The 19,755-nt window shown below is 51.6% G+C and carries 15 protein-coding genes; 8 read left to right on the forward strand and 7 right to left on the reverse strand.

The features are described from left to right. Window positions 1–124: 124 nt before the first annotated feature. The 4 genes from ACYU8Y_RS22650 (at window position 125) to ACYU8Y_RS22665 (ending at window position 3,904) form a co-directional block, all read left to right on the forward strand. Entirely contained in the window at window positions 125–1,444 is a 1,320-nt protein-coding gene (locus ACYU8Y_RS22650; RefSeq protein ID WP_460940412.1) for a sensor histidine kinase, read from the forward strand. Between the two features lie 140 nt (window positions 1,445–1,584). Beyond that, entirely contained in the window at window positions 1,585–2,313 is a 729-nt protein-coding gene (locus ACYU8Y_RS22655) for a ferritin-like domain-containing protein (protein WP_460940413.1), read from the forward strand. Window positions 2,314–2,328: 15 nt separating this feature from the next. Then, the gene (locus ACYU8Y_RS22660) at window positions 2,329–3,132 is read left to right on the forward strand and encodes a ferritin-like domain-containing protein (protein ID WP_460940414.1); all 804 of its coding nucleotides are present in this window, start codon (window positions 2,329–2,331) and stop codon (window positions 3,130–3,132) included. 208 nt (window positions 3,133–3,340) lie between these two features. Continuing rightward, window positions 3,341–3,904: a TetR/AcrR family transcriptional regulator gene (locus ACYU8Y_RS22665; protein WP_460940416.1), complete on the forward strand. Its 564-nt coding sequence runs from the start codon at window positions 3,341–3,343 to the stop codon at window positions 3,902–3,904. Window positions 3,905–3,925: 21 nt separating this feature from the next. On the opposite strand, the gene ACYU8Y_RS22670 is transcribed toward ACYU8Y_RS22665, so the two are convergent. Next, a complete protein-coding gene (locus tag ACYU8Y_RS22670) occupies window positions 3,926–5,665 on the reverse strand; it encodes an alpha-amylase family protein (protein WP_460940417.1) in 1,740 nt (579 codons plus the stop codon). A gap of 295 nt (window positions 5,666–5,960) precedes the next feature. Between ACYU8Y_RS22670 and ACYU8Y_RS22675 the strand changes: the two genes are divergently transcribed. Both ACYU8Y_RS22675 and ACYU8Y_RS22680 read left to right on the forward strand, forming a co-directional pair. Then, the gene (locus ACYU8Y_RS22675) at window positions 5,961–6,650 is read left to right on the forward strand and encodes a DUF421 domain-containing protein (protein WP_460940418.1); all 690 of its coding nucleotides are present in this window, start codon (window positions 5,961–5,963) and stop codon (window positions 6,648–6,650) included. Between the two features lie 7 nt (window positions 6,651–6,657). Continuing rightward, the gene (locus tag ACYU8Y_RS22680) at window positions 6,658–7,347 is read left to right on the forward strand and encodes a DUF421 domain-containing protein (RefSeq protein WP_460940419.1); all 690 of its coding nucleotides are present in this window, start codon (window positions 6,658–6,660) and stop codon (window positions 7,345–7,347) included. Here the strand turns inward: ACYU8Y_RS22680 and ACYU8Y_RS22685 are convergent. Both ACYU8Y_RS22685 and ACYU8Y_RS22690 read right to left on the reverse strand, forming a co-directional pair. Beyond that, entirely contained in the window at window positions 7,340–7,624 is a 285-nt protein-coding gene (locus ACYU8Y_RS22685) for a DUF3459 domain-containing protein (protein ID WP_460940420.1), read from the reverse strand. The two genes, ACYU8Y_RS22680 and ACYU8Y_RS22685, sit on opposite strands and share 8 nt — an antisense overlap. After that, the gene (locus ACYU8Y_RS22690; RefSeq protein ID WP_460940421.1) at window positions 7,624–8,514 is read right to left on the reverse strand and encodes a flavin reductase family protein; all 891 of its coding nucleotides are present in this window, start codon (window positions 8,512–8,514) and stop codon (window positions 7,624–7,626) included. Before ACYU8Y_RS22690 ends, ACYU8Y_RS22685 begins: the two co-directional genes overlap by 1 nt. A 294-nt stretch (window positions 8,515–8,808) precedes the next feature. Here ACYU8Y_RS22690 and ACYU8Y_RS22695 point away from each other — a divergent pair, with 294 nt between their 5' ends. Next, window positions 8,809–11,148 (forward strand): right-handed parallel beta-helix repeat-containing protein, encoded by a 2,340-nt coding sequence (locus ACYU8Y_RS22695; protein ID WP_460940422.1) that lies wholly within the window; start codon window positions 8,809–8,811, stop codon window positions 11,146–11,148. A 16-nt stretch (window positions 11,149–11,164) separates the two neighbouring features. On the opposite strand, the gene ACYU8Y_RS22700 is transcribed toward ACYU8Y_RS22695, so the two are convergent. Beyond that, window positions 11,165–11,602 carry a MarR family winged helix-turn-helix transcriptional regulator gene (locus ACYU8Y_RS22700; protein WP_460940423.1) on the reverse strand — a complete coding sequence of 146 codons (438 nt, stop codon included), beginning with the start codon at window positions 11,600–11,602 and terminating at the stop codon, window positions 11,165–11,167. A gap of 166 nt (window positions 11,603–11,768) precedes the next feature. After that, window positions 11,769–12,806 carry a DUF2278 family protein gene (locus tag ACYU8Y_RS22705; RefSeq protein WP_460940424.1) on the reverse strand — a complete coding sequence of 346 codons (1,038 nt, stop codon included), beginning with the start codon at window positions 12,804–12,806 and terminating at the stop codon, window positions 11,769–11,771. Window positions 12,807–13,037: 231 nt separating this feature from the next. Here ACYU8Y_RS22705 and ACYU8Y_RS22710 point away from each other — a divergent pair, with 231 nt between their 5' ends. Beyond that, window positions 13,038–17,216, forward strand: a complete 4,179-nt coding sequence (locus tag ACYU8Y_RS22710; protein ID WP_460940425.1) for a hybrid sensor histidine kinase/response regulator transcription factor — start codon at window positions 13,038–13,040, stop codon at window positions 17,214–17,216. Between the two features lie 70 nt (window positions 17,217–17,286). On the opposite strand, the gene ACYU8Y_RS22715 is transcribed toward ACYU8Y_RS22710, so the two are convergent. Continuing rightward, entirely contained in the window at window positions 17,287–18,489 is a 1,203-nt protein-coding gene (locus ACYU8Y_RS22715; RefSeq protein ID WP_460940426.1) for a glycoside hydrolase family 88 protein, read from the reverse strand. Window positions 18,490–18,507: 18 nt separating this feature from the next. After that, entirely contained in the window at window positions 18,508–19,692 is a 1,185-nt protein-coding gene (locus ACYU8Y_RS22720; protein ID WP_460940427.1) for an alginate lyase family protein, read from the reverse strand. Window positions 19,693–19,755 lie beyond the last annotated feature (63 nt).

Raw genomic sequence — 19,755 nt, forward strand, 5'->3', positions numbered from 1 at the left:
TATGACTTCATAACCTTTACTTCAAACGGCTGTTAACCTGTAAAGAACACAGGTAACTAGTTCGTATCGTTCTGTTCGGCAGTTTTGCTGAGCTTGAAATGGAGTTGCACAACCAGAGGCTTTTATGGATACCCCTGCCCCAAATCAATCACCCACTACCGATCAACTTTCGCCCATCCGGGAACTCGTCAAGTACCTATATGCACGGCGGGAAGCCATTTTGCAAAACTGGCGGTTAGCCTGCGAACAGGACCCCACGTTAAGTAAAGTGTCTGTACTTAGTCGACAGGAGTTCAATGACTTGCTTCCCCTGGTTCTGGATATTCTGGAACAACGTTTACTGAATCAGCAACCGGAGGCCGATCTTGGCGTGACGGCTACATCCCATGGGCTGCACCGCTGGCAAAAAGCGCTGGCTTTGGCGGAGACAATACGGGAGATCGATCATTTGATAAAGAGCCTGTTCAACGAGTTGCAGACCTACCTGGAGTTATTCCCCCAGACGGATGCCCGACTACTGCTTGAGGTTCAGCAGCAGATCGTTTGGGTGATGACCGAAACCATGCATGGCAGCGTAAAAAAATACGACGAACTTCAACGGCTTGAAGCTGCCAATCGGGTGGCTGCCTTACAACAGGCCCTCCATCAAATGGAAGATCTTTCCCGCCAGCGGGGAGATATCCTTCGCACTTCTTCCCATGATTTGCGGGGACGATTTGGTATCATCAACAGTGCGGCTTACCTGCTTAAAGCCGAAAGCCTGAGCGATGAGGAACGAGAACAGTATACGGATATGCTGAGCCGCAACCTGGCTAACGTTCAGGCGATGCTGGATAATCTAATGGCGTTGGCCCGACTGGAAGCCGGCGAGGAAACACTCCATGTGGAGCATTTTGACGCCAGTGAATTGTTAAAGGAAATTGTCGAAAGCGTTCAGCCGATGGCCTCCCAGCGAGGCCTGGTCCTGCAAGCTAACGGCCCGGACTCGTTGTTGGTTGAAACGGACAAAATTAAACTTCAGCGGATCGTGCAGAACCTGCTGATCAATTCACTGGCGTATACACCCAGCGGATTTATCTCCATTTCCTGGTCGCAGCAGGGTGACGCACGCTGGATGATCGGTATTCAGGATTCAGGGCCGGGCTTGCCGTCGGGACTAACCCGTATTTTGGTAAAGCAGCTCAAACCGACGGTTGATGCGACCAGCATAATGAGCGTCGACCAGGCAGAGCCGGTTAATGTTCTGCCCAATGCGAATCAGGATATACCGTCCGGCCCCGTGCTAGCTAAAGAGGAAACCCGAAAAGGAGGTTATGGAGAAGGCGTTGGCTTGCAAATTGTCAAGCGATTATGCGATCTGCTGGAAGCTAATCTGGAGGTTGAGAGCGAGCCTGGCCGCGGTACGCTTTTCCGGATTCATATGGCTATCCATCGGCCGGAGTGAGTGTTGCGGTCGTTGACGTTGAAGCGAGTCATAAGTAGTTGGGATAGAGGACCGTTATCTCATTATATGAAACTTTTCTGTTTCTTCGGAAGTCTAAGGAGGCAGTAAATCTATAGTACTACTTATTTCTCATCTTTTTCATGAAAAAACTCAACGAATTAACGCAACCGACAGGTATGGCAGCGAATGCCCACCGGCGGTCATTTTTGCGAACGGTTGGGGCCGCAGCTGTAACGGGCGGTCTGTTAACAGCCTGTTCCACCGCCGATCTTCAGGTTAGCCCTGATGGAGCCCGCGCTGCCGCTCCTGGAGATGTCATTACCCTGCCAGGCGGAGATCTTGGCATTCTGAACTACGCCTTCGTGCTCGAACAGATTGAAGCTCGTTTCTACGAACTGGTGCTGGCCAATCCTTATGAAAAAATCACCGCCATGGAGTTGCAGTTGTTTCAGGATCTGCGCAACCACGAAGTAACGCACCGGGCATTTTATCGCGCGGCACTGGGCAGTGCCGGTATTCCGGACCTGACGCTCGATTTCAGCGACATCAATTTCCGCCAGCGCACCGACGTGCTGGAGGCAGCTCGTATGTTCGCCGAAATCGGAACCGCGGCTTACAACGGTGGTGGTAAGTATCTGACTGACCCCGAAAATCTGGCAGTTGCTGGCAAAATCGTTTCTGTAGAAGCCCGGCACGTATCCATCATCCGCGAAATGGAGTATATGAACCAAACTGCTTTTGCGGGCGACAACATCGTGGTGGATGCCGGCCTGTTCATCAAACTGGAACCGATGGAGGTGCTGCCTAAAGCCCAGAAATACGTACGTGAAACAATTGATGCCCGCAATCTCCCGACCAACGTCGCCTAAACCTGTTCAATACTTATGAATCTCCAATCTATTTTTACCGAACTCGACAAGGTTGACGCAGAGTTTTTTGACCGGCTGGAACACGTGTCGCGTCGGGGTTTATTCAGTACGTTAACCCGCAAAACTGTAGCCGTAGCCGCTCCGGCCATTATGGCTTCGGCGCTGACCAAAGCGTATGGACAAAGCAGTGAACTGCCTCAGAATGTGGTGGATGTTTTGAACTTTGCCCTGCTGCTGGAACATCTGGAATCGGACTTCTACGAGTTTGGTACTAACGTACCCGGCCTGATTCCCAACGAGTTCAAGCCTGCTTTCGAATACATTCGTCGGCATGAAGAGTTGCACGTCAAACTGCTGAAGTCAGTATTGGGCTCAAAAGCTATTGCTAAACCACCTTTCGATTATTCGGCCAAGGGTATGTTTACGGATACGTTTACCAACTTCCAGACGTTTGCGGCCGTTTCGCAGGCCTTTGAAGATACGGGTGTCCGGGCTTACAAAGGGCAGGCGCCCAATCTGATGAATGCCAAACCTATTTTGGAGACAGCTTTGCGTATCCACGCTACCGAAGCAGCCCACGCGGCCCGGATTCGGTACATGCGCGGGCAGAAAGGCTGGGTTCCACTGGCCAGCCCATCGGGCTTACCGCAATCGGTTGGTTCTATGGTTTACATGGGCGAAGACAATGTCGTCCAGAAAGGAATCAACCTGGCCAATTTGCTGTCAGGGCAGGTGCCGCTGGAGGGCATTACCGAAGCTTTCGATGAGCCACTGACCCGCGAACAGGTGACGGCTATCGTTACGCCCTTTCTGTCGTAAGCCTGACTTTTTATAACAGCATAAAGACAATTGAGCCGTCGATGCAGGTAAGCTGTGCATCGGCGGCTTATTTATTAAGAACACTACGAATATGAAAACACCGCCGGCTATAGCCTTACGTATAGGCCTATCGTTCAATGGAAAAGACTGTCAGAACATAGTCAGTACATCCGCAGTTTGACGTACAGACAATGGTCAACTACAGCAAGTGAAAGAACGGATTATCGCCGAAGCAAGGCATTTATTTAATCAACTCGGCGTACGCACCGTTCGCCTGGACGATGTTGCCCAGCAATTGGGCATCTCTAAGAAGACGCTTTATCAGCATTTTCAAGATAAAGAGGAACTCGTCAGGCTGGTACTGGAAACGCAGTTGGAGGAGAGCTTACGTGAAGCCAAAGCCATTCATAGGCTGGCCTCGAACCCAATTGTTAGCGCATTACGCATCTGGGACCGGCTGATTGCGTATCGCCAAACGACTAATCCAAACTTACTACGCGATATTGAACGCTATTACCCAACCGTCTGGCGTGTGTTCGAAACCTTCCGGGCCACCTATATTAGTGTAATTCTGGCCACTAATATCCGGGCGGGTATAGAGCAAGGATTATACCGCTCCGATGTCGATGAACCCGCTCTTGCCTGGCTGTGGATCACCCAAAGCCAATGGGAAATACCATACACTGGTGCCGAAACGGCCATAAAGCATCATTTCATTCGCGGGTTACTGACTCAGGAAGGGCTGGCTATGTACGAAACAAAAGCGCACTGACTACCGGACACGCAGCCAGCCTTATTTTTTCAGGCGATACCAGGCCGAACCGTACCCCGCCAGGTTCACCGAAACAGTCCCGTTGTTGCCAATCGTATTGGTTGTCTGGTCGAATAAGTTCGTTAGCGTGAAGCCGGTTTTGAATGTGCTTTTGAGCTGGCATTGCTGTGGTTCAGTACTGAAATTATAAACCGTTAGCAAAGACCGGCCCTGCCAGTCGTACTGAATGGCCAGCACATGATCCGAGCCGGTGTCGATGATTGTTCCGTTTGCCAATCCAATTTCAGGGCATTGTTTGCGCAGGCGGGCAAAGCGGGTAACCTGGTTCAAAAGCGAAGATGAGTCAGCGCGTTGAGCGGCTACGTTAACCGTTTTGTAGCTGTAAGGCCCCTGACTGATGATGGGTCGAACGGGTTTAGCCGCCGTTGAAAACCCGGCATTAAGCTCATTCGACCACTGCATCGGCGTTCGGACCGACAACCGCTCCTGTAGGCTAAGGTCATCCCCCATGCCAATTTCTTCACCGTATCGAATAACGGGCATACCGGGCAACGAGAAGAGCACGCTATACGCTAAATTGATCAGACGTTTGTCGCCCAGCATGGGTGCCAACCGGCGACGAATGCCCCGGTCATAAAGCTGCATGGTTGTGTCGGGGCCAAATTTGGCATATACTTTATCCCGGTCTGCATCGCTTAACCGGCCTAAGTCGATCTCATCGTGGTTCCGCAGAAAGGTGGCCCACTGAGCTGTGGGCGGAATGTTTTTCGTGGCGTTCAGGGCCTTTTTCAGCGAAGCTGTTTCGCCGGTAGCCAGCGCGTAGAACAAATGCTGATTGGCAAAAAAGTTGAACATCGTTTGCATACCCTGCCCTTCTTTCCCAAAGTAGGGCTCCTGTTCTTTGGGGTCAACGTTGGCTTCGCCCAATAGGATAGCATCCCGCTTATGCCATTGAATATACTGATGCAGTTGGGTGATCATGTCAAACTGATGCTCGGGTTTGTCGGGGTCGAAGTCGGCATTGGCTACCTCGATCAGAAACGGAACCGCATCGACCCGAAAACCGGCTATTCCCCTGTCGAGCCAGTACCGGACAATTTTTCGCATTTCCCGCTGCACCGCCGGATTCTGCATATTCAGGTCTGGCTGGGCTTCGTAGAAGCGGTGGTAATAATACTCACCCGCCTGTTTGTCGTAGGTCCAGATGTCTTTCTGAACGCCCGGAAACACCATGCCTTTATCCCATTTTTTCGGGCGCTCCTTGGCCCATACATACCACGACCGGTAAGGCGAATCTTTCTGTCGGCGAGCCTGCTGAAACCACGGATGCTGATCGGACGTATGGTTCGTTACCAAATCCATCATCACCCGAATACCTCGTTGGCTGGCCTGTCGGATACAGTCGGCAAAATCCTGACTGGTGCCCAGTCGCTTATCTATGCCGTAGAAGTCCGATATATCGTAGCCATCGTCCTCGTTGGGGCTGGGCTGAAAGGGAGCCAGCCAGATCGTTTCGACGCCTATCGTTTTGAGGTAGTCCAACTGCTGGGTAAGCCCCTTAAAATCGCCGACGCCATCATTATCGGAATCTTTAAATACTTCGACATCGACACTATAAACGAGCCCGTTTTTGTACCACAGCTCTTCCATAAAATCGGTTGGGAGCGGGGCCGGGGGCGTTTCAGTTGATTCTGTTTTCGTTGTGCCGGGTTGGCAGGAGGCAAGGATACTGATAAAGAGACTAAGAAGGAAGTACTTCATGGAGATTTGAGGATGGCCCGATTCTTATATCAACCAATTGACAAGCGATCCTGTTAGCGTTTCATTCATTTCCTGATTGTCTGGTTTGTTAATGAAGGCGTAAACGGGTTTAGTCCTTGCCGTTTTGGCACGATTACCGTTAACACTACCATCAGATTTAACAAGCTGAGGTCACATAAACGGCAGAAAACGAGTCTGTTCCGGTGGAATATAATCTTTTAGAAAGGTTATATGAATAAAGATAGATTTTTCCCTTTTACTCAATCATTTCGATAGAACATGCAGTTAACTGGTCATGAAAAAGGAACATATCTGGCTGGATGACTGGCAACGGATACTGATCGGCGATGCTCCCGTCGAATTCATGCTCGAGGTCTTTATCCGTACATCACTGATTTATATGGTGCTGTTGGTCATCATGCGACTACTTGGTAAACGCATGAACGGCCAGCTTACGAATCTGGAACTGGCCGTCATGCTCACCATGGGCGGAATTATGGCTCCGGGGATGCAGATACCCGATCGGGGGTTGCTACCGGCGGTACTGGCACTGGCCTGTGCGCTCATCTTTCTGAGAGGAACGAGCTTACTGGGGTTCAAAAGCAGCAAAGCCGAAAAGTTAATTCAGGGGACCGAAACGGTTTTGGTTAAAGACGGCATCATTCAACTGGAGCAACTGACCTCCAATCGGCTTTCGCATCAACAGATCTTTGCCGCTTTGCGGAGCGAAAATGTTTATAATCTGGGTAGCGTAAAACGGCTGTACCTGGAGGCTTACGGGGAGTTTAGTATTTACGAGAATGAACAGCCTAAGCCCGGCCTGTCTGTGCTGCCGCCCTCCGACAATGAAGTCCGGGCCATTCATGAGCGCATAGGCGACCATCAGTTGGCCTGCACAAATTGTGGGAACACGGCTCCTGCCTTGCCGAAACCCGGCCCTTGCAGCATTTGCCAAACGGATAACTGGGTCGAAGCGGTTCTTTAAGGTCATCATGAAAAAAGATCAGATATATCTGGCCGACTGGCCGCGGATTCTTTTCGGAGAAGTACCGGGGAGTTTTTACGTTGAAATTATAATTCGGGCCTTTGTTGTTTACCTCATACTGGTTGTATCGATGCGGTTGATGGGCCGTCGAATGTCGTCACAGTTAAGCCGGAACGAAATGGCCGCAATGGTCTCGATGGCAGCCGCTATCGGGGTGCCTATTCTCGATGCCAGCCGAGGTCTTCTACCCGCCGTCATTATTGCGCTGGTGGTCGTCTGCATACAACGAATTATTTCGTACTGGGCCGCCAGAAATGAAACCTTCGAGGGGCTTTCTCAGGATATAAGTAGCACGTTGGTTGAGAACGCCGTTATTCAGTTGGCGACCATGAAAGATGCCCGTATGACGCGTGAACTGCTCTTTGCCCAGCTTCGCTCAAGCGGATTAGTTCACCTGGGCCACGTCAAGCGGCTGTATATCGAAGCAAACGGGGCATTTACACTCGTCAAAGAGCCCAATCCCAAACCGGGCCTTTCACTGTTGCCAGAGTGGGATGCCGAGTTCATTGCCGAGCAGGAAGAAGCCCCGGAGCAGTGTGTTTGCTATCATTGTGGAAACCTACAGCCTGAATCGGGTCAGAAAACGGATGCCTGCACCAACTGTGAGCATACGGAATGGGTTCAGGCGCTCAAGTAGTTAGCCTGACCAGAATGCCCTCATCACTAGCCAAGCAGATCGATTGGCCTTCCCGTTCTGGCGAGGTGGCCATCTCGACGATTCCCTCAAACGAGCCGTCCGTTGGCGTGAAATGGGCAGGGCTGTGGCTGAGGTTCAGCACAATCAGGAAGCGTGGGGAACTCTTCGCTTGCCGGATGTAGACGATAAGTTGTGTATCCGAATAAACGGGTACATAAGCATCAACGTTTAGAGAGGGTTCCTGTTGCCGCAGGCTGATCAGCTGTTTGGGAAACATCAGTAGGCCTGGGTCGCCAGCAGCGTCAGCCAGGCTTCTTTTACCTTGTTTTCGGCAAGAAGTTGTTTCGCTCTTGCATGCAGCAAATCGGGTAAATACTGGCAACCGTTTCGGGCTTCGTTGACCAACTCTGCCAGAACGCCGGACTCCCGGTACGTCTCCAGGTCATCCTTAGTAGGAAAAGCTTGAAAACTGCCGAGCTTGCCCAGGTCGTTGCCGGATAAAATGGCGCTGTTACGAATGTCGGGCGGTATCTGATCGACGCCGATTCCGACTTGTGGACGGGCTACCTCAAACAGGGCATCACCGTGGGCACGGCAGTACCAGTCGGCCCCCATGCGGCCAATGAGGTCGAGCTGGTTCGGGTCAATGGCCCCCTTAGCGTCGAAAATCGTATCGTGGAAATGGCCCATCACCACCTCGCAAATGACCAGACTGCCCGAACCCGGACCATCGCCCGTAGGAATGATCTGCTTTACGATACACTCAAACGCAGCCGGTGATTCGGCCACGCGGGGTGGGCGTACCCGATCCGACGCAATTGCCGTGAAGCCTGCTTTCTCGAACTCATTAACACCTTTTTCGAACTCTGCACTGGCCAGCGACATCTGCTCGACCATCGCGTAGTTAACGATGTTGATCACGACTTCGCCCACTTCTTCCAGATTCAGGAGCGTGTGCTTCTTATGGCCGTGGCGGTTCCGGCTTGGTGCGAAAACCAGCGTGGCTGGGTTATAACCAAAGATATTGAAGAAGCTGAAGGGACTCAGATTGACGGTTCCGTCGGCTGCCATCGTGCTGGCGAAAGCAATGGGTCTTGGCCCAATGGTACCGATCATAAACCGGTAGAATTCATTGGGTTTTAAGTCGGCTGGATTGATGGTTATCATGCTTGTAAATTGACCAGAAAGCCGGGTTCGAAACCCCGGCCCCGCGAGTTTAGTGTATCATCATCGGCTAAAAATGCCATAGCGCATAAGAAGAAATGGCTGGTGGACGATTAGGCACCAACGCCGATCGTTGTATTCGTCGGGATGTCGCCAATTACCTAATAACATTAGTCTTTAGTATGTTTGCCTGATTACACAGTAGCAAATCTAACTGTCAGTAATGATAGCCTAATCTATTTACATTCGCTACGGGTTCCTGTTACAATGCCTGGCGTCAAGCCACTCCGCACACTCATGAAAAGCCTGATCTTTCCTGTTCTTTATCTGACGACATTGACGCTTTATGCTCAAACCCAGTTGTTTGTTGCGCCATCGGGCAGCAACTCAAATCCGGGTACGTTTACCCGTCCGCTGGCCAGTTTGGATAAAGCACTGACGAAAGTAAAGTCGGCGCCCACAGACAAGGTTCAGATTTTCTTGCGACGGGGCATTTATTATCTGCCCAAAACGGTGCGTATCGACCCGCAAATCACGCAGGGAAAGAGTTTGACCATCAGCAACTACCAGACGGAAACGGCACAGCTGAGTGGCGGAAGGCGGTTGCAGCTCCGCTGGAAAAAGAATCCGAACGGCATCTGGACAGCCGCTGTTACGGGCCCGGCTTTCGAGCAATTGTTTGTCAATGGCCAGAAACAGGTGCTGGCCCGCTACCCGAATTATGACGCTAAAGCGCGTGTCTACAACGGTACGGCTGCCGATGCGCTGAGTGCCGAGCGAATCAGCCGCTGGAAAGCGTCCAAAGGGGGGTATGTTCATGCCCTGCACAATGGCGAATGGGGGGATTTTCACTACCGGATAACGGGAAAAGAGGCTGGTCAGGTGAAACTGGAAGGCGGTTGGCAGAACAACCGTCCGGCACCCATGCACCCGCAGGAGCGTTTTGTCGAGAACATTGCCGAAGAGCTGGACGCGCCCGGCGAGTGGTTCTATAACCGAACCACCCATGTGTTGTCGCTCATGCCGCCACCGGGTGTCAACCTGGCAACTGCCCGCATCGATGTGTCCCGCCTGAAAGGGCTGATCGAGTTAAAAGGAAATCCGAAAGCACCGCTCAAAAACGTGCATGTTCACAACATTCGGTTTGTCAACGCCGAGCGAACAGTCATGGAGACCCATGAGCCGCTTTTACGCAGCGATTGGATGATTTACCGGGGGGCAGCCGCTTTCCTGGAAAACACCGAAAATTGCCAGTTCACCAACTGTGAATTTACGGAACTGGGTGGAAACGCCCTGTTTATAAGTGGTTACAACCGGAAGTCAATTGTGAAGGGGTCTTATTTTCACGCCATCGGGGGCAGTGCCATCTGTTTCGTGGGCGACTCCTCGGCGGTTCGCTCACCGGCCTTTCGGTATGAGGCCTTTGTGCCCTACGAAAAACAGGATCGGCAGCCTGGCCCCGGAAATGAGGCTTATCCGGCTCAGTGTATAGCGGAGGATAACTTGATTCACCACATTGGCCAACTCGAAAAACAGGCGGCAGGCGTTGAGATTTCGATGGCTTCGGGTATCGTGGTTCGGCATAACTCCATTTATCAGGTGCCCCGGGCCGGGATAAACATCAGCGAAGGTACCTGGGGCGGGCACCTGCTGGAATACAACGATGTGTTCGATACGGTACTCGAAACGGGCGATCACGGCTCGTTCAACTCATGGGGCCGCGACCGGTTCTGGCACCCCAACCGGGCCACGATGGATAGCCTGGTGGCAGCTCATCCTGAGTGGATTGACCTGGATGCAAGGACAACAACGATTATCCGGAATAACCGATTTCGCTGCGATCACGGCTGGGATATTGACCTGGATGATGGTAGCAGTAATTACGTTATCACCAATAATGTTTGCCTGAACGGCGGACTCAAGGTTCGGGAGGGAGTTAACCGGGTGGTCGAAAACAACATACTGGTTAACAGCTCATTCCATCCGCATGTGTGGTTTAAGAACAGTGGCGATGTGTTTCGGCGGAATATTGTCATGCGGCCCTACGCCCCCATTGGCATTACCGACTGGGGGAAGGAAGTAGATTTTAATTTGTTTCCCGATTCGGTGGCCTTACAGAAAGCGCAGCAAAACGGCACCGACGCCCACAGTCTGGCAGGCGATCCCCAGTTTACGAATGCGGCTAAAGGCGATTATCGGGTGCTGCCCGGCAGCCCGGCGCTGACAATCGGTTTTCAGAATTTTTTGATGGATCAGTTTGGCGTACAGAGACCTGCGTTGCGCTTCATCGCCGAAACGCCCAAACTACCGGTACTACTCACGGCACAACTCGAAGAAACCGTCAACGAAATGGTTTGGCTTGGGGCGACTATTCGTAATGTGCAGGGCCTGGGCGACCGCTCCGCTTTTGGCCTTCCCGACGAAAAAGGGATTGTTATCGTCGACATGCCGACAGAAAGTCCGCTGGCTACAGCAGGGCTGCAAAAAGGGGATGTGATTCGAACGGCCAACAACGAAGAGGTGCCGACGATAGGCCGACTGATGGCCATTCAACAGCAGATAAACTGGACAGGACGTCTGCCCATAACGATTATGCGAAATCAACAGGCCATTGGGCTGACGTTACCCCTGAAGTAGCGGTCAGCAAGCCAGATCACTCGCTGATGTTGCTGTAAATAGAATCCATGATTCGGACAAAGTGCTGGTAATCATCATCGCTCAGGTCGCCCCAGCCTTTGCGTCGCATGGCCGATACGACCGGCAATACCTCGGCATATTTCGCTTCGCCGGCTTTGGTCAGGTAGACCAGGAACTTACGTCGGTCGGTATCGGCCATCCGCCGTTCGGTCAGGCCTTTCTGGCTGAGCAGGTCGATGATGCGCGTAACGGTTGGCGCGTCTTTGGTTGTCATTTCCGAAATCGTATTCTGACTAATGCCCGGATTGCGATACAAGTGGTCAATGATTACCCACTGATCGACGGTTAGGTCGAAGCCCGCATCGGTAAATTGCTTTTGCAGCGCATTCCGAATTTTCTTGATCGTCGTATCAATCTTAAAAAAATAAGCACGCGTATCAGATGGGTGGGTCATTGGCCGTAATCAGAGTCGGTTAGCAGAATGCCGCGAGTGCAACTGACAAAAATAACCAATCTAACTTACTAATAAGCGTATCACCCGTTTCGCCATGCGTTTCGAGAGTACCCGGCCGGATACTATCCCGCTTGCCGAACGGCGGCTGACTGTTGGTATAAAAGCACTAAAACCGAATCAACCGGCCCTCGACCTGGGCTTGCTGCTTGGTATACTGGACCCCACTGGTTTTCATTCCTTGGCTATTCAGTAAGGAGATGGTACCTCCCTTATTGCTTAAATTGAAATGGCTGTCGGCTGGAATCTTTATTTCCAGTGTACTGCCTGCCTGGATGGTGACCTGCCCAATGACAAATTCATCGCGCGTGCGATCTACTAACGTCCAGCCAGCTAACGCAATCGCATCATCGGTCATGTTTAGCAAGATGACTTTCTCATTGCCGGCTTCATTGCCTTTCGGATTGACCAAAGCCGCCACAATGACAACATCCCCGTCGATCGGTGTAACAACCGGGGTGTCCTCGGTAATCCGATTTCCGGTCTGATCGTCCGTATGCAAGGTCGCGGGGTTGAGGGTATTGAACTGAGTTTGAAAGGCGAGCAAAATAGCCGTCCATCGACCAAGGCTGGGATAATAAATTAATAACCCACCGTCCTGGAACACACCATTGTCCTTCTCGAAGGAGCCTTGGGGGTTGCCCTGATTCATGTGAATATCATGCAAGCCCTGATCTTTTATTTCCGGGAAGTATTTGTCCGGTTTGCTGGTACCAGGCCACTGCTCGCCAAAGGCAAAGATGCGGGCATTGGGATCTGCCTTGGATTTATCCAGGGCAAACGACAGCTTTTCTTCCAAATCATTATCCAGTCCCGGCAAATTATTGGGCAGGATAACCATTTTCGCGAAATCACCGATCATATTTCGCCTTAAAAAGTCTAATCCAAACTGCTTTCGTTTGGCAGCGTCATTAATCGAATAAATACCGTTTTCAGGAAACGATTCCAATAGTCGCGCGCAGAGTTCATGCTGGAAGTTATCGTCGACATAAGTCATCAGCATGGAGCCGTCCTGAGAACGGACATTGACCGCAATTCGATAGAAATCAGTACCTGTATTCAGCTTGATTTCAAAGTGATTAGCATCCGGGGCCATTAGGCCACGGTCATAGCGGCCTACAAACAGATGGAGATTCTTGAGCGGCATTGTGCTGTAGTTAAGGTGTTTATGTCGCAAATAATGCGCTTTTTAAAGAAGGCTACCGTAGTGATAAAGTAAATGGTAACTCATCTTATCAAACGGTCCGAAGTGGCCAACTCGTTTGATTATACCAGGCTCATAGAGTAAAAACAGTATTGGCTGTGCATTTTAGTACGCGAGCTGTAATGAATCGAAAAGCAGGATACTGCGGATTCGACGCCGTGTAAAAAGGCTAAAATGAGCTATACAAAACGCACGTCTATTTTATGGCTTGGGGCGATAGTCGTTCTCTTTTTCGCCTTGCCCGGCCACTGCCAGATAGCGGAAAAAACATTCAGCCATCTTACGGTTGACGACGGGTTATCTCAGAGCAGCGTGTATGCCATCACACAGGATACCCGCGGTTTTATGTGGTTCGGAACCCGCGATGGACTGAATCGCTACGACTCGCGGAAGGTGGTCGTGTACCAAAATCAACGTGGAAATCAACATAGTCTCGCAGCCAATACAATCAATAGCCTGTTGCTAGACAAGCAAGGGCGTTTGTGGATCGGCACCGCAAAAGGGCTGGCCCTGTACCGACCTGAGCTTGATAATTTTCAGCGAATTTCGACGGGGGGCGTTGCGGCCAATGGACTTCCCGACTCCACGATCAATTCGCTGCTTGAAGACCACCAGCACCGTATTTGGGTCGGTACGCAGGGAGGGCTTTACCGGCTGCAAGCAAAGAATCCCGGCCGAATGGAGAAGCTGACAGACTTAACGCAACAACACCAGGACCTCAACGATCAGCATATCCGAACATTGGTTGAAGATCAGGAAGGGGATTTGTGGGTGGGTACAGCCGGTGGATTAACCAAACTCCACCCGACACCGTCGGGGAAGTATCAATTGACGCATTATTACCTAAGACCCACTGATTCCCTATACCACAACGCAACCAACGGAATCAACACGATTGCCGAAGATCGGCTGGGACGTCTGTGGATTGGCACGGAAGGAAATGGGATGGCTTTATTCGATAAACGGCTAGGGCGCGTCACGACGTGGAATCCTGTTGCCGGCCTGGATCTGAGTACGCAGACCATTCGAACCGTGAAGCCTGGTGGAAAAGGCGATTTCTGGGTAGGCACCATGTCGGGACTGTATATTGTTGCTCAGGATGGCAGCCGGTTTCAGGCCCTGACCAACCAGCCCACGGATCCGAATTCATTGGGCGATAATTCCGTTCGGTCTGTGTTCCGGGACCGCGATGGCTCATTCTGGGTGGGCACCTATTATGGCGGAGTTGATTTGTACAGTCCGTTGGCGAGACAGTTCGGCTCGTTTCGCCCGCTGGATCGACAGGGGAGAACACCGTTTAAAATTGCGGGGCCTATCCTGGCTGCCAGCACACCAGATCAGCTCTGGCTTGGCACCGAAGACCGGGGCCTTTTTCTGATTAACGCCGACAAAACTATTGCCCGGCATTACACCCACGATTCGAAAAATAACCAATCGCTGACGAATGATAAGGTAAAATGTCTGTTGAATGATGGGTCGAATGGACTCTGGATTGGGACGATAAAAGGACTTAACCATCTGGATTTTCGCCGGCAAACGATCACCCGGTATCGACATGAACCGCACAATCCGCATTCATTACCCAGTGATCGCATTTATGACCTTAAACGCGATGCGCAGGGTACGCTCTGGGTCGTCACCAACCTGGGTGGCCTTTGCCGATTCGACCCCAAAACACAATCATTCAACCAAGTGCCACTTGAGTCGCTATCGCCCGGTCCGAACAACTTGATCTCTTTGCTGATCGATGCTAAAGCAAGGATGTGGGTTGGCACAACAAACGGGTTGTTCAAAAAAGAGCCCGGTCAGGAAAAATTTGTTCGCTACGTTCATGACGACAACGACTCGACGTCGATCAGTGCCAGTTATGTTAGCTGTTTCCTCGAAGATCGTCAGCACCGGCTCTGGATTGGCACCCGCGACGGGGGATTAAACGTACTATTGCCTGGTAAACAGGTGTTTCGCCACTTTACAATGGCGCAGGGGTTGATCAGCAATACGATTGTCGGCCTTCAGGAAGACAGCCGGGGGCATCTGTGGATCAGCACGGACAAAGGCCTGTCGCAATTAGATCCCAATCGGGCGCTGGTGGCCAGTTACAATAAATTTGATGGGCTGGTTTGTAAAGAATTTACCACCAATTCAACTTACCAGGATGGGCAGGGTAACCTCTATTTCGGGGGGTATGATGGCATTGTCTTGTTTCATCCAGACCGCATACGCAGCAACACCGTTGTGCACCCGCTGGCGTTCACTCAACTTCGCTTGTTCAATGAACCCGTCACGAGCCTATCTTCCGACAACGCCAGCGAGTCAGGTATAGACTACAAAAAAGGGCTTACGTTTTCCCATCGCCAAAATGTGTTTTCGTTGGATTTTACCGGGTTTAATTACATCAACGCCGATAAGAATCGGTTCGCTTACAAGTTGCTGGGTTTCGACAAAGCCTGGAACTACGTAAGCGATCCTCGGGCTATGTATATGAATCTTCCTGCCGGTGATTATGTGCTTCAGGTCAAGGGGGCCAACAATGATCATGTCTGGAATTCGAAACCGCTGGAGTTAAACATCAACGTATTGCCGCCTTTCTGGAAAACGACCTGGGCCTATGTCTTCTATGCATTGACCTTTCTGGGGCTTTTGCAGCTTTGGTCCCGATTTAATCGAAATCGGCTGAGACTGGCGCACGAACTGGGAGTTGAACATATCGAGAAAGCCCGGCAGCAGGAGATTCATCAACTGAAGCTGAATTTTTTCACCGAGATCGCCCATGAGATCCGAACGCCCTTAACGCTGGTGATGGGCCCTATTGACGTCCTTGCCGGTCAGTACGCTGGCGATCCATTCATTCGCAAGCAATTGTCCATTATGCGGGGAAGCACCGATCGGCTATTGCGATTACTGAATCAGCTTCTTGATTTTAGAAAGCACGAAACCGGAAACATTCAGTTGCAGTGGAGACGAACCGACTTGGTCGCGTATTTAAGTAACATTACCGACTCGTTTCGGGAACACGCCCAGTCTCGTCAGATAACGCTGACCAATGAATCGGACGTATCTGCTTTACCGACCTGGTTCGACGCTGGGGAATTCGAAAAAGTAATCTATAACCTGCTTCTAAACGCGGTTAAGTTTACACCAGCAGGTGGCACCATTTCGGTTCGTCTGCAGGGGTGCGGGACTGGTTCAGGCACCGCCGATGGCCAGGCGCGAATTACGATTGAAGATACCGGCAGTGGGATTCCGGCAGGTGATTTAGACCGCATCTTCAACCAGTTCTATCAGGTGGGCCAAACCAAAACGCGTGATTCCGGATTTGGCCTGGGGCTGGCACTCAGCAAGCAAATTGTTGAGCAGCACAAAGGAAAGATAAGTGTCGAGAGTCGGGAGAGTCGACCCGGACAGGAGGGGTTTACGCGCTTCATGATCTTACTTCCGCTAGCCAATCCCGATTTCGCTTGTCAGAAAGTTGAGGCATCGCTGCCTGAACAAAACACGCTGCTGTCGCATCTGCCAGCTCTGGTTGATGACTTAACCGATCGGCAGACGGACCTGGACGATTTGCCCGATTCAGACAGGCCACTGCTCATGGTTGTTGATGATAACGACGATATCAGAAGGTATATCCGGGATTTGTTTTCTGAAACCTTTCAGGTAATTGAAGCCGCTGATGGGGCAATTGCCTGGGAGAAAGCAGCCCACGTATTGCCCGACCTGATCATCGCTGACGTGTCGATGCCAGTCATGGACGGCTTTTCGCTCACGCATCACCTCAAGTCCGACCAGCGGACCAATCATATTCCCGTTATTCTGCTGACCGCTAAAAACGCGGTAGACAGTCAGTTGACGGGCCTGCAAACCGGCGCTGATGATTATGTGACAAAGCCGTTTCAACCACTTTTACTTCAGGCCAGGGTTCGCAACCTGTTATTGCTGAGGGAACAGTTGAAAACCAAATACCATCAGCTCATTACGTTGCAGCCGCAGGCACAGGAACTGGACCACCCGGACGAAAAATTCCTGAATCAGTTGATGACCATTCTGGATTCGCACCTCACTGATCCTGAATTTAACGTGACCAGCCTGGTTAGCGAGATGGGGATGAGTCGTCCGGTTTTGTTTCGCAAAGTGAAAATGTTGACGGGTTTGTCGGTCATTGAACTGATACGGACAACCCGCCTGAAAAAAGCAGAACTCTTGCTGAAACAGCGCAAAGCAAACGTATCCGAAATTGCTTTCGCTGTCGGCTTCAGCGACCCGAAGTATTTCAGCCGGGCTTTCCGCGCCCAGTTTGGGCTAACGCCTACCGAATACAGCCAACAAACGGCTGATCAGTTGCAGGAAGTGGTGTAATATGTATCTGCTCCCCTCTCCTGTTTTAGAAGAGGGGGCGGGGCGGTCCGACGGGTCGGTGAGGTTAAGATTAAAACAATGGCTTTTTCTCATTAAGTTTTTTGGAGCGCAGCAACGCTTCCAGAAAATAATAGTCCGCATAAATTAAGGGCACATCTATCTCACTTGTTTTTGAGCCGGTGCTGTGAAGCAACAGAAACCCGTGATTTTGGCCAATCGGCGATGCATACCGCTTGGCCAGGCTGTTTATCACCTGGTCCGCTTTAGCGCGATATGGTGATGTCGAGCTGTAGGTACTAAGCTCATACAGCGCCGAGGCCATAACCGCAGCGGCCGATACGTCACGTGGTTCGCTTGGAATGCCGGGTGCATCGAAATCGTAGTAGGGTACCAGATCGGCAGGCATGTGTGGATGGCTGAGCATGTAGCGGGCAATCGATTCGGCCTGTTTCAGAAATTCGGGATCTTTCGTTTCCCGATAACACATGGTGTACCCGTATAACCCCCAGGCCTGTCCCCGCGCCCAGGCCGACTCATCGCTGTAGCCCTGGTGCGTATTTTTCTTAAGCACCTTCCCCGTCAGCGTGTCGTAATCCACAACGTGATAGGAGCTATGATCCGGCCGAAAATGGTTTTGTAACGTCGTTTTTGCGTGTGTAACGGCGATTTTATAGAAGGTAGAATCACCCGTCAGGCGGGTGGCGGCAAACAGAAGTTCCAGATTCATCATGTTGTCGATGATAACCGGACATTGCCAGACGTCTTTGTGGTGGTCCCACGAGCGAATGATGCCCGCTGCTGGTTTAAATCGCTTGATTAAACTGCGCGCGCCCTGAATAATAACATCCCGATACGCCTTGTCGCCTGTTAACCGATAGCCATTTCCATAGCTGCAATACAGCTTGAACCCCATGTCGTGCGTTCCTGAATTTAGTTTTTCCCACTCCAGGTTGGCCGTGTAATGCCGAGCCTGGTCGGCCCATGCCCGCTGCCCCGTGTACTCGTATAGATACCACAATTCGCCGGGGAAGAAACCGCTCGTCCAGTCGCGGGCGGGCACCAGTTGTAGCGCCCCTGTTTTGTCGAGCGTTCGGGGCGACACCAACATCGTGGTAGCGCCTGCTGACTCTTTCGCAGCAGCGATTTCTTTGAGCATAAGCTGTGTCTGTTGTTCCGCCTGATTGAAGGCTGTCTTGATCAGAGAATCTGTGACAAAGGCTGCCAGGTAACAGGCTACAACAAGGGATGCGAAAATGAACCTACCTTTTTTCATACGTCTGTTTGATGGGGGTTAGTCTAGCCAGATAATTGGATGGCGAATGGGCAGGTTACGGAGCACTTCGTCTACCTGCGGACTATGATCCAGTTTCGTCCAGGTGTCGAGCCATTCGGTTTGCCTGAACGTAACGGCACCAAATACCAGAAACGGGTGCGCCACGGGCCAGTCGTTCCAGTACATCACGTCCGGTTTCAGTGGCCACTTTGCTTTAGATTGCACAAAGGGAAACAAGTACGTAATGCCCTGGCGGATGGTACGTCCGTCGGCAGTCTGATACGTCCAGAGGTTGTCGGCAGGCGTCGATAAAATCTGGCAGATGGTCGTCATGGCATCCAGATTGAACAGTGAATACCCGTAGGGTTTAGTCCGACGAAGCTCCTGCGGAAAGCTGCCATCCGCTGCCATCTGATCAGGCAGTAAAACGGTCTTGTAGCGATTCCGACAGACGGTCAATAACGAGTCGTTGTTTGTGAGTCGGGCAAAAGCGGCTACCTGCATTACCCAACAGGTGCCGTGGTTATTTTTGGCGTTCATCTCATCCTTGCCATACGGGTGTGTCGTGAGCCAGCTTAAGTAATCGGCAAACCAGCGCCGAATGGCTATAACGGATTGTTTGTCCACGCTTTTGGCTTTCTCCATAGCCCGTAATCCCTGCGCTACTTCCATTAGGTGAATGGTATCGATAATGCCGATACCTCGCCCCGTGAATCGCCCTTTAATGGCCTGTGCGTATAACAGCGAGGGGTTCATTCGGGTAGCCGGGTCAACAAACCAGGCGTTGAGATGCCGAAACGCCTGGCGAACATACCGTTCATCCTGGGTTAGTACATAGGCCGAGGCCAGTGCTCCTACAATGCGGCTGAAGCGGATGAGGGCTTGCCGATGTGCCACGAAATTGTCAGGATTTGTTAATCCATCCCGCTGAATATAAGGCCCCTGAGGGTTTGCCGAATCCGGCCACCAGTAATCGCCTTCCGAAAAGAAATCGTGTTTGCCGCCTGCGCTCCGGGCTGAGGTTTGGGCCGTAACGGTAACAGGTTGCTGCTGCATAGCCCACCGGGCACTGGCCAGACTAGGCGGTTTCAGGATCGTGATGACAGCGGTTTTCGATGGGCTGGAAACAAACGACTGGGCAAAGGCCATCCCGGCCGGAAACGGACCAATAAAAACGAGAACGAGGAGCAGCCACTTTTGCATCGGGTGGAGTGGGGAAGGAGGGTTGGCCGACCATGCCGGTTTGCAGGAATGGGCAGCTTACAG

The sequence above is a fragment of the Spirosoma humi genome, from assembly GCF_054776575.1.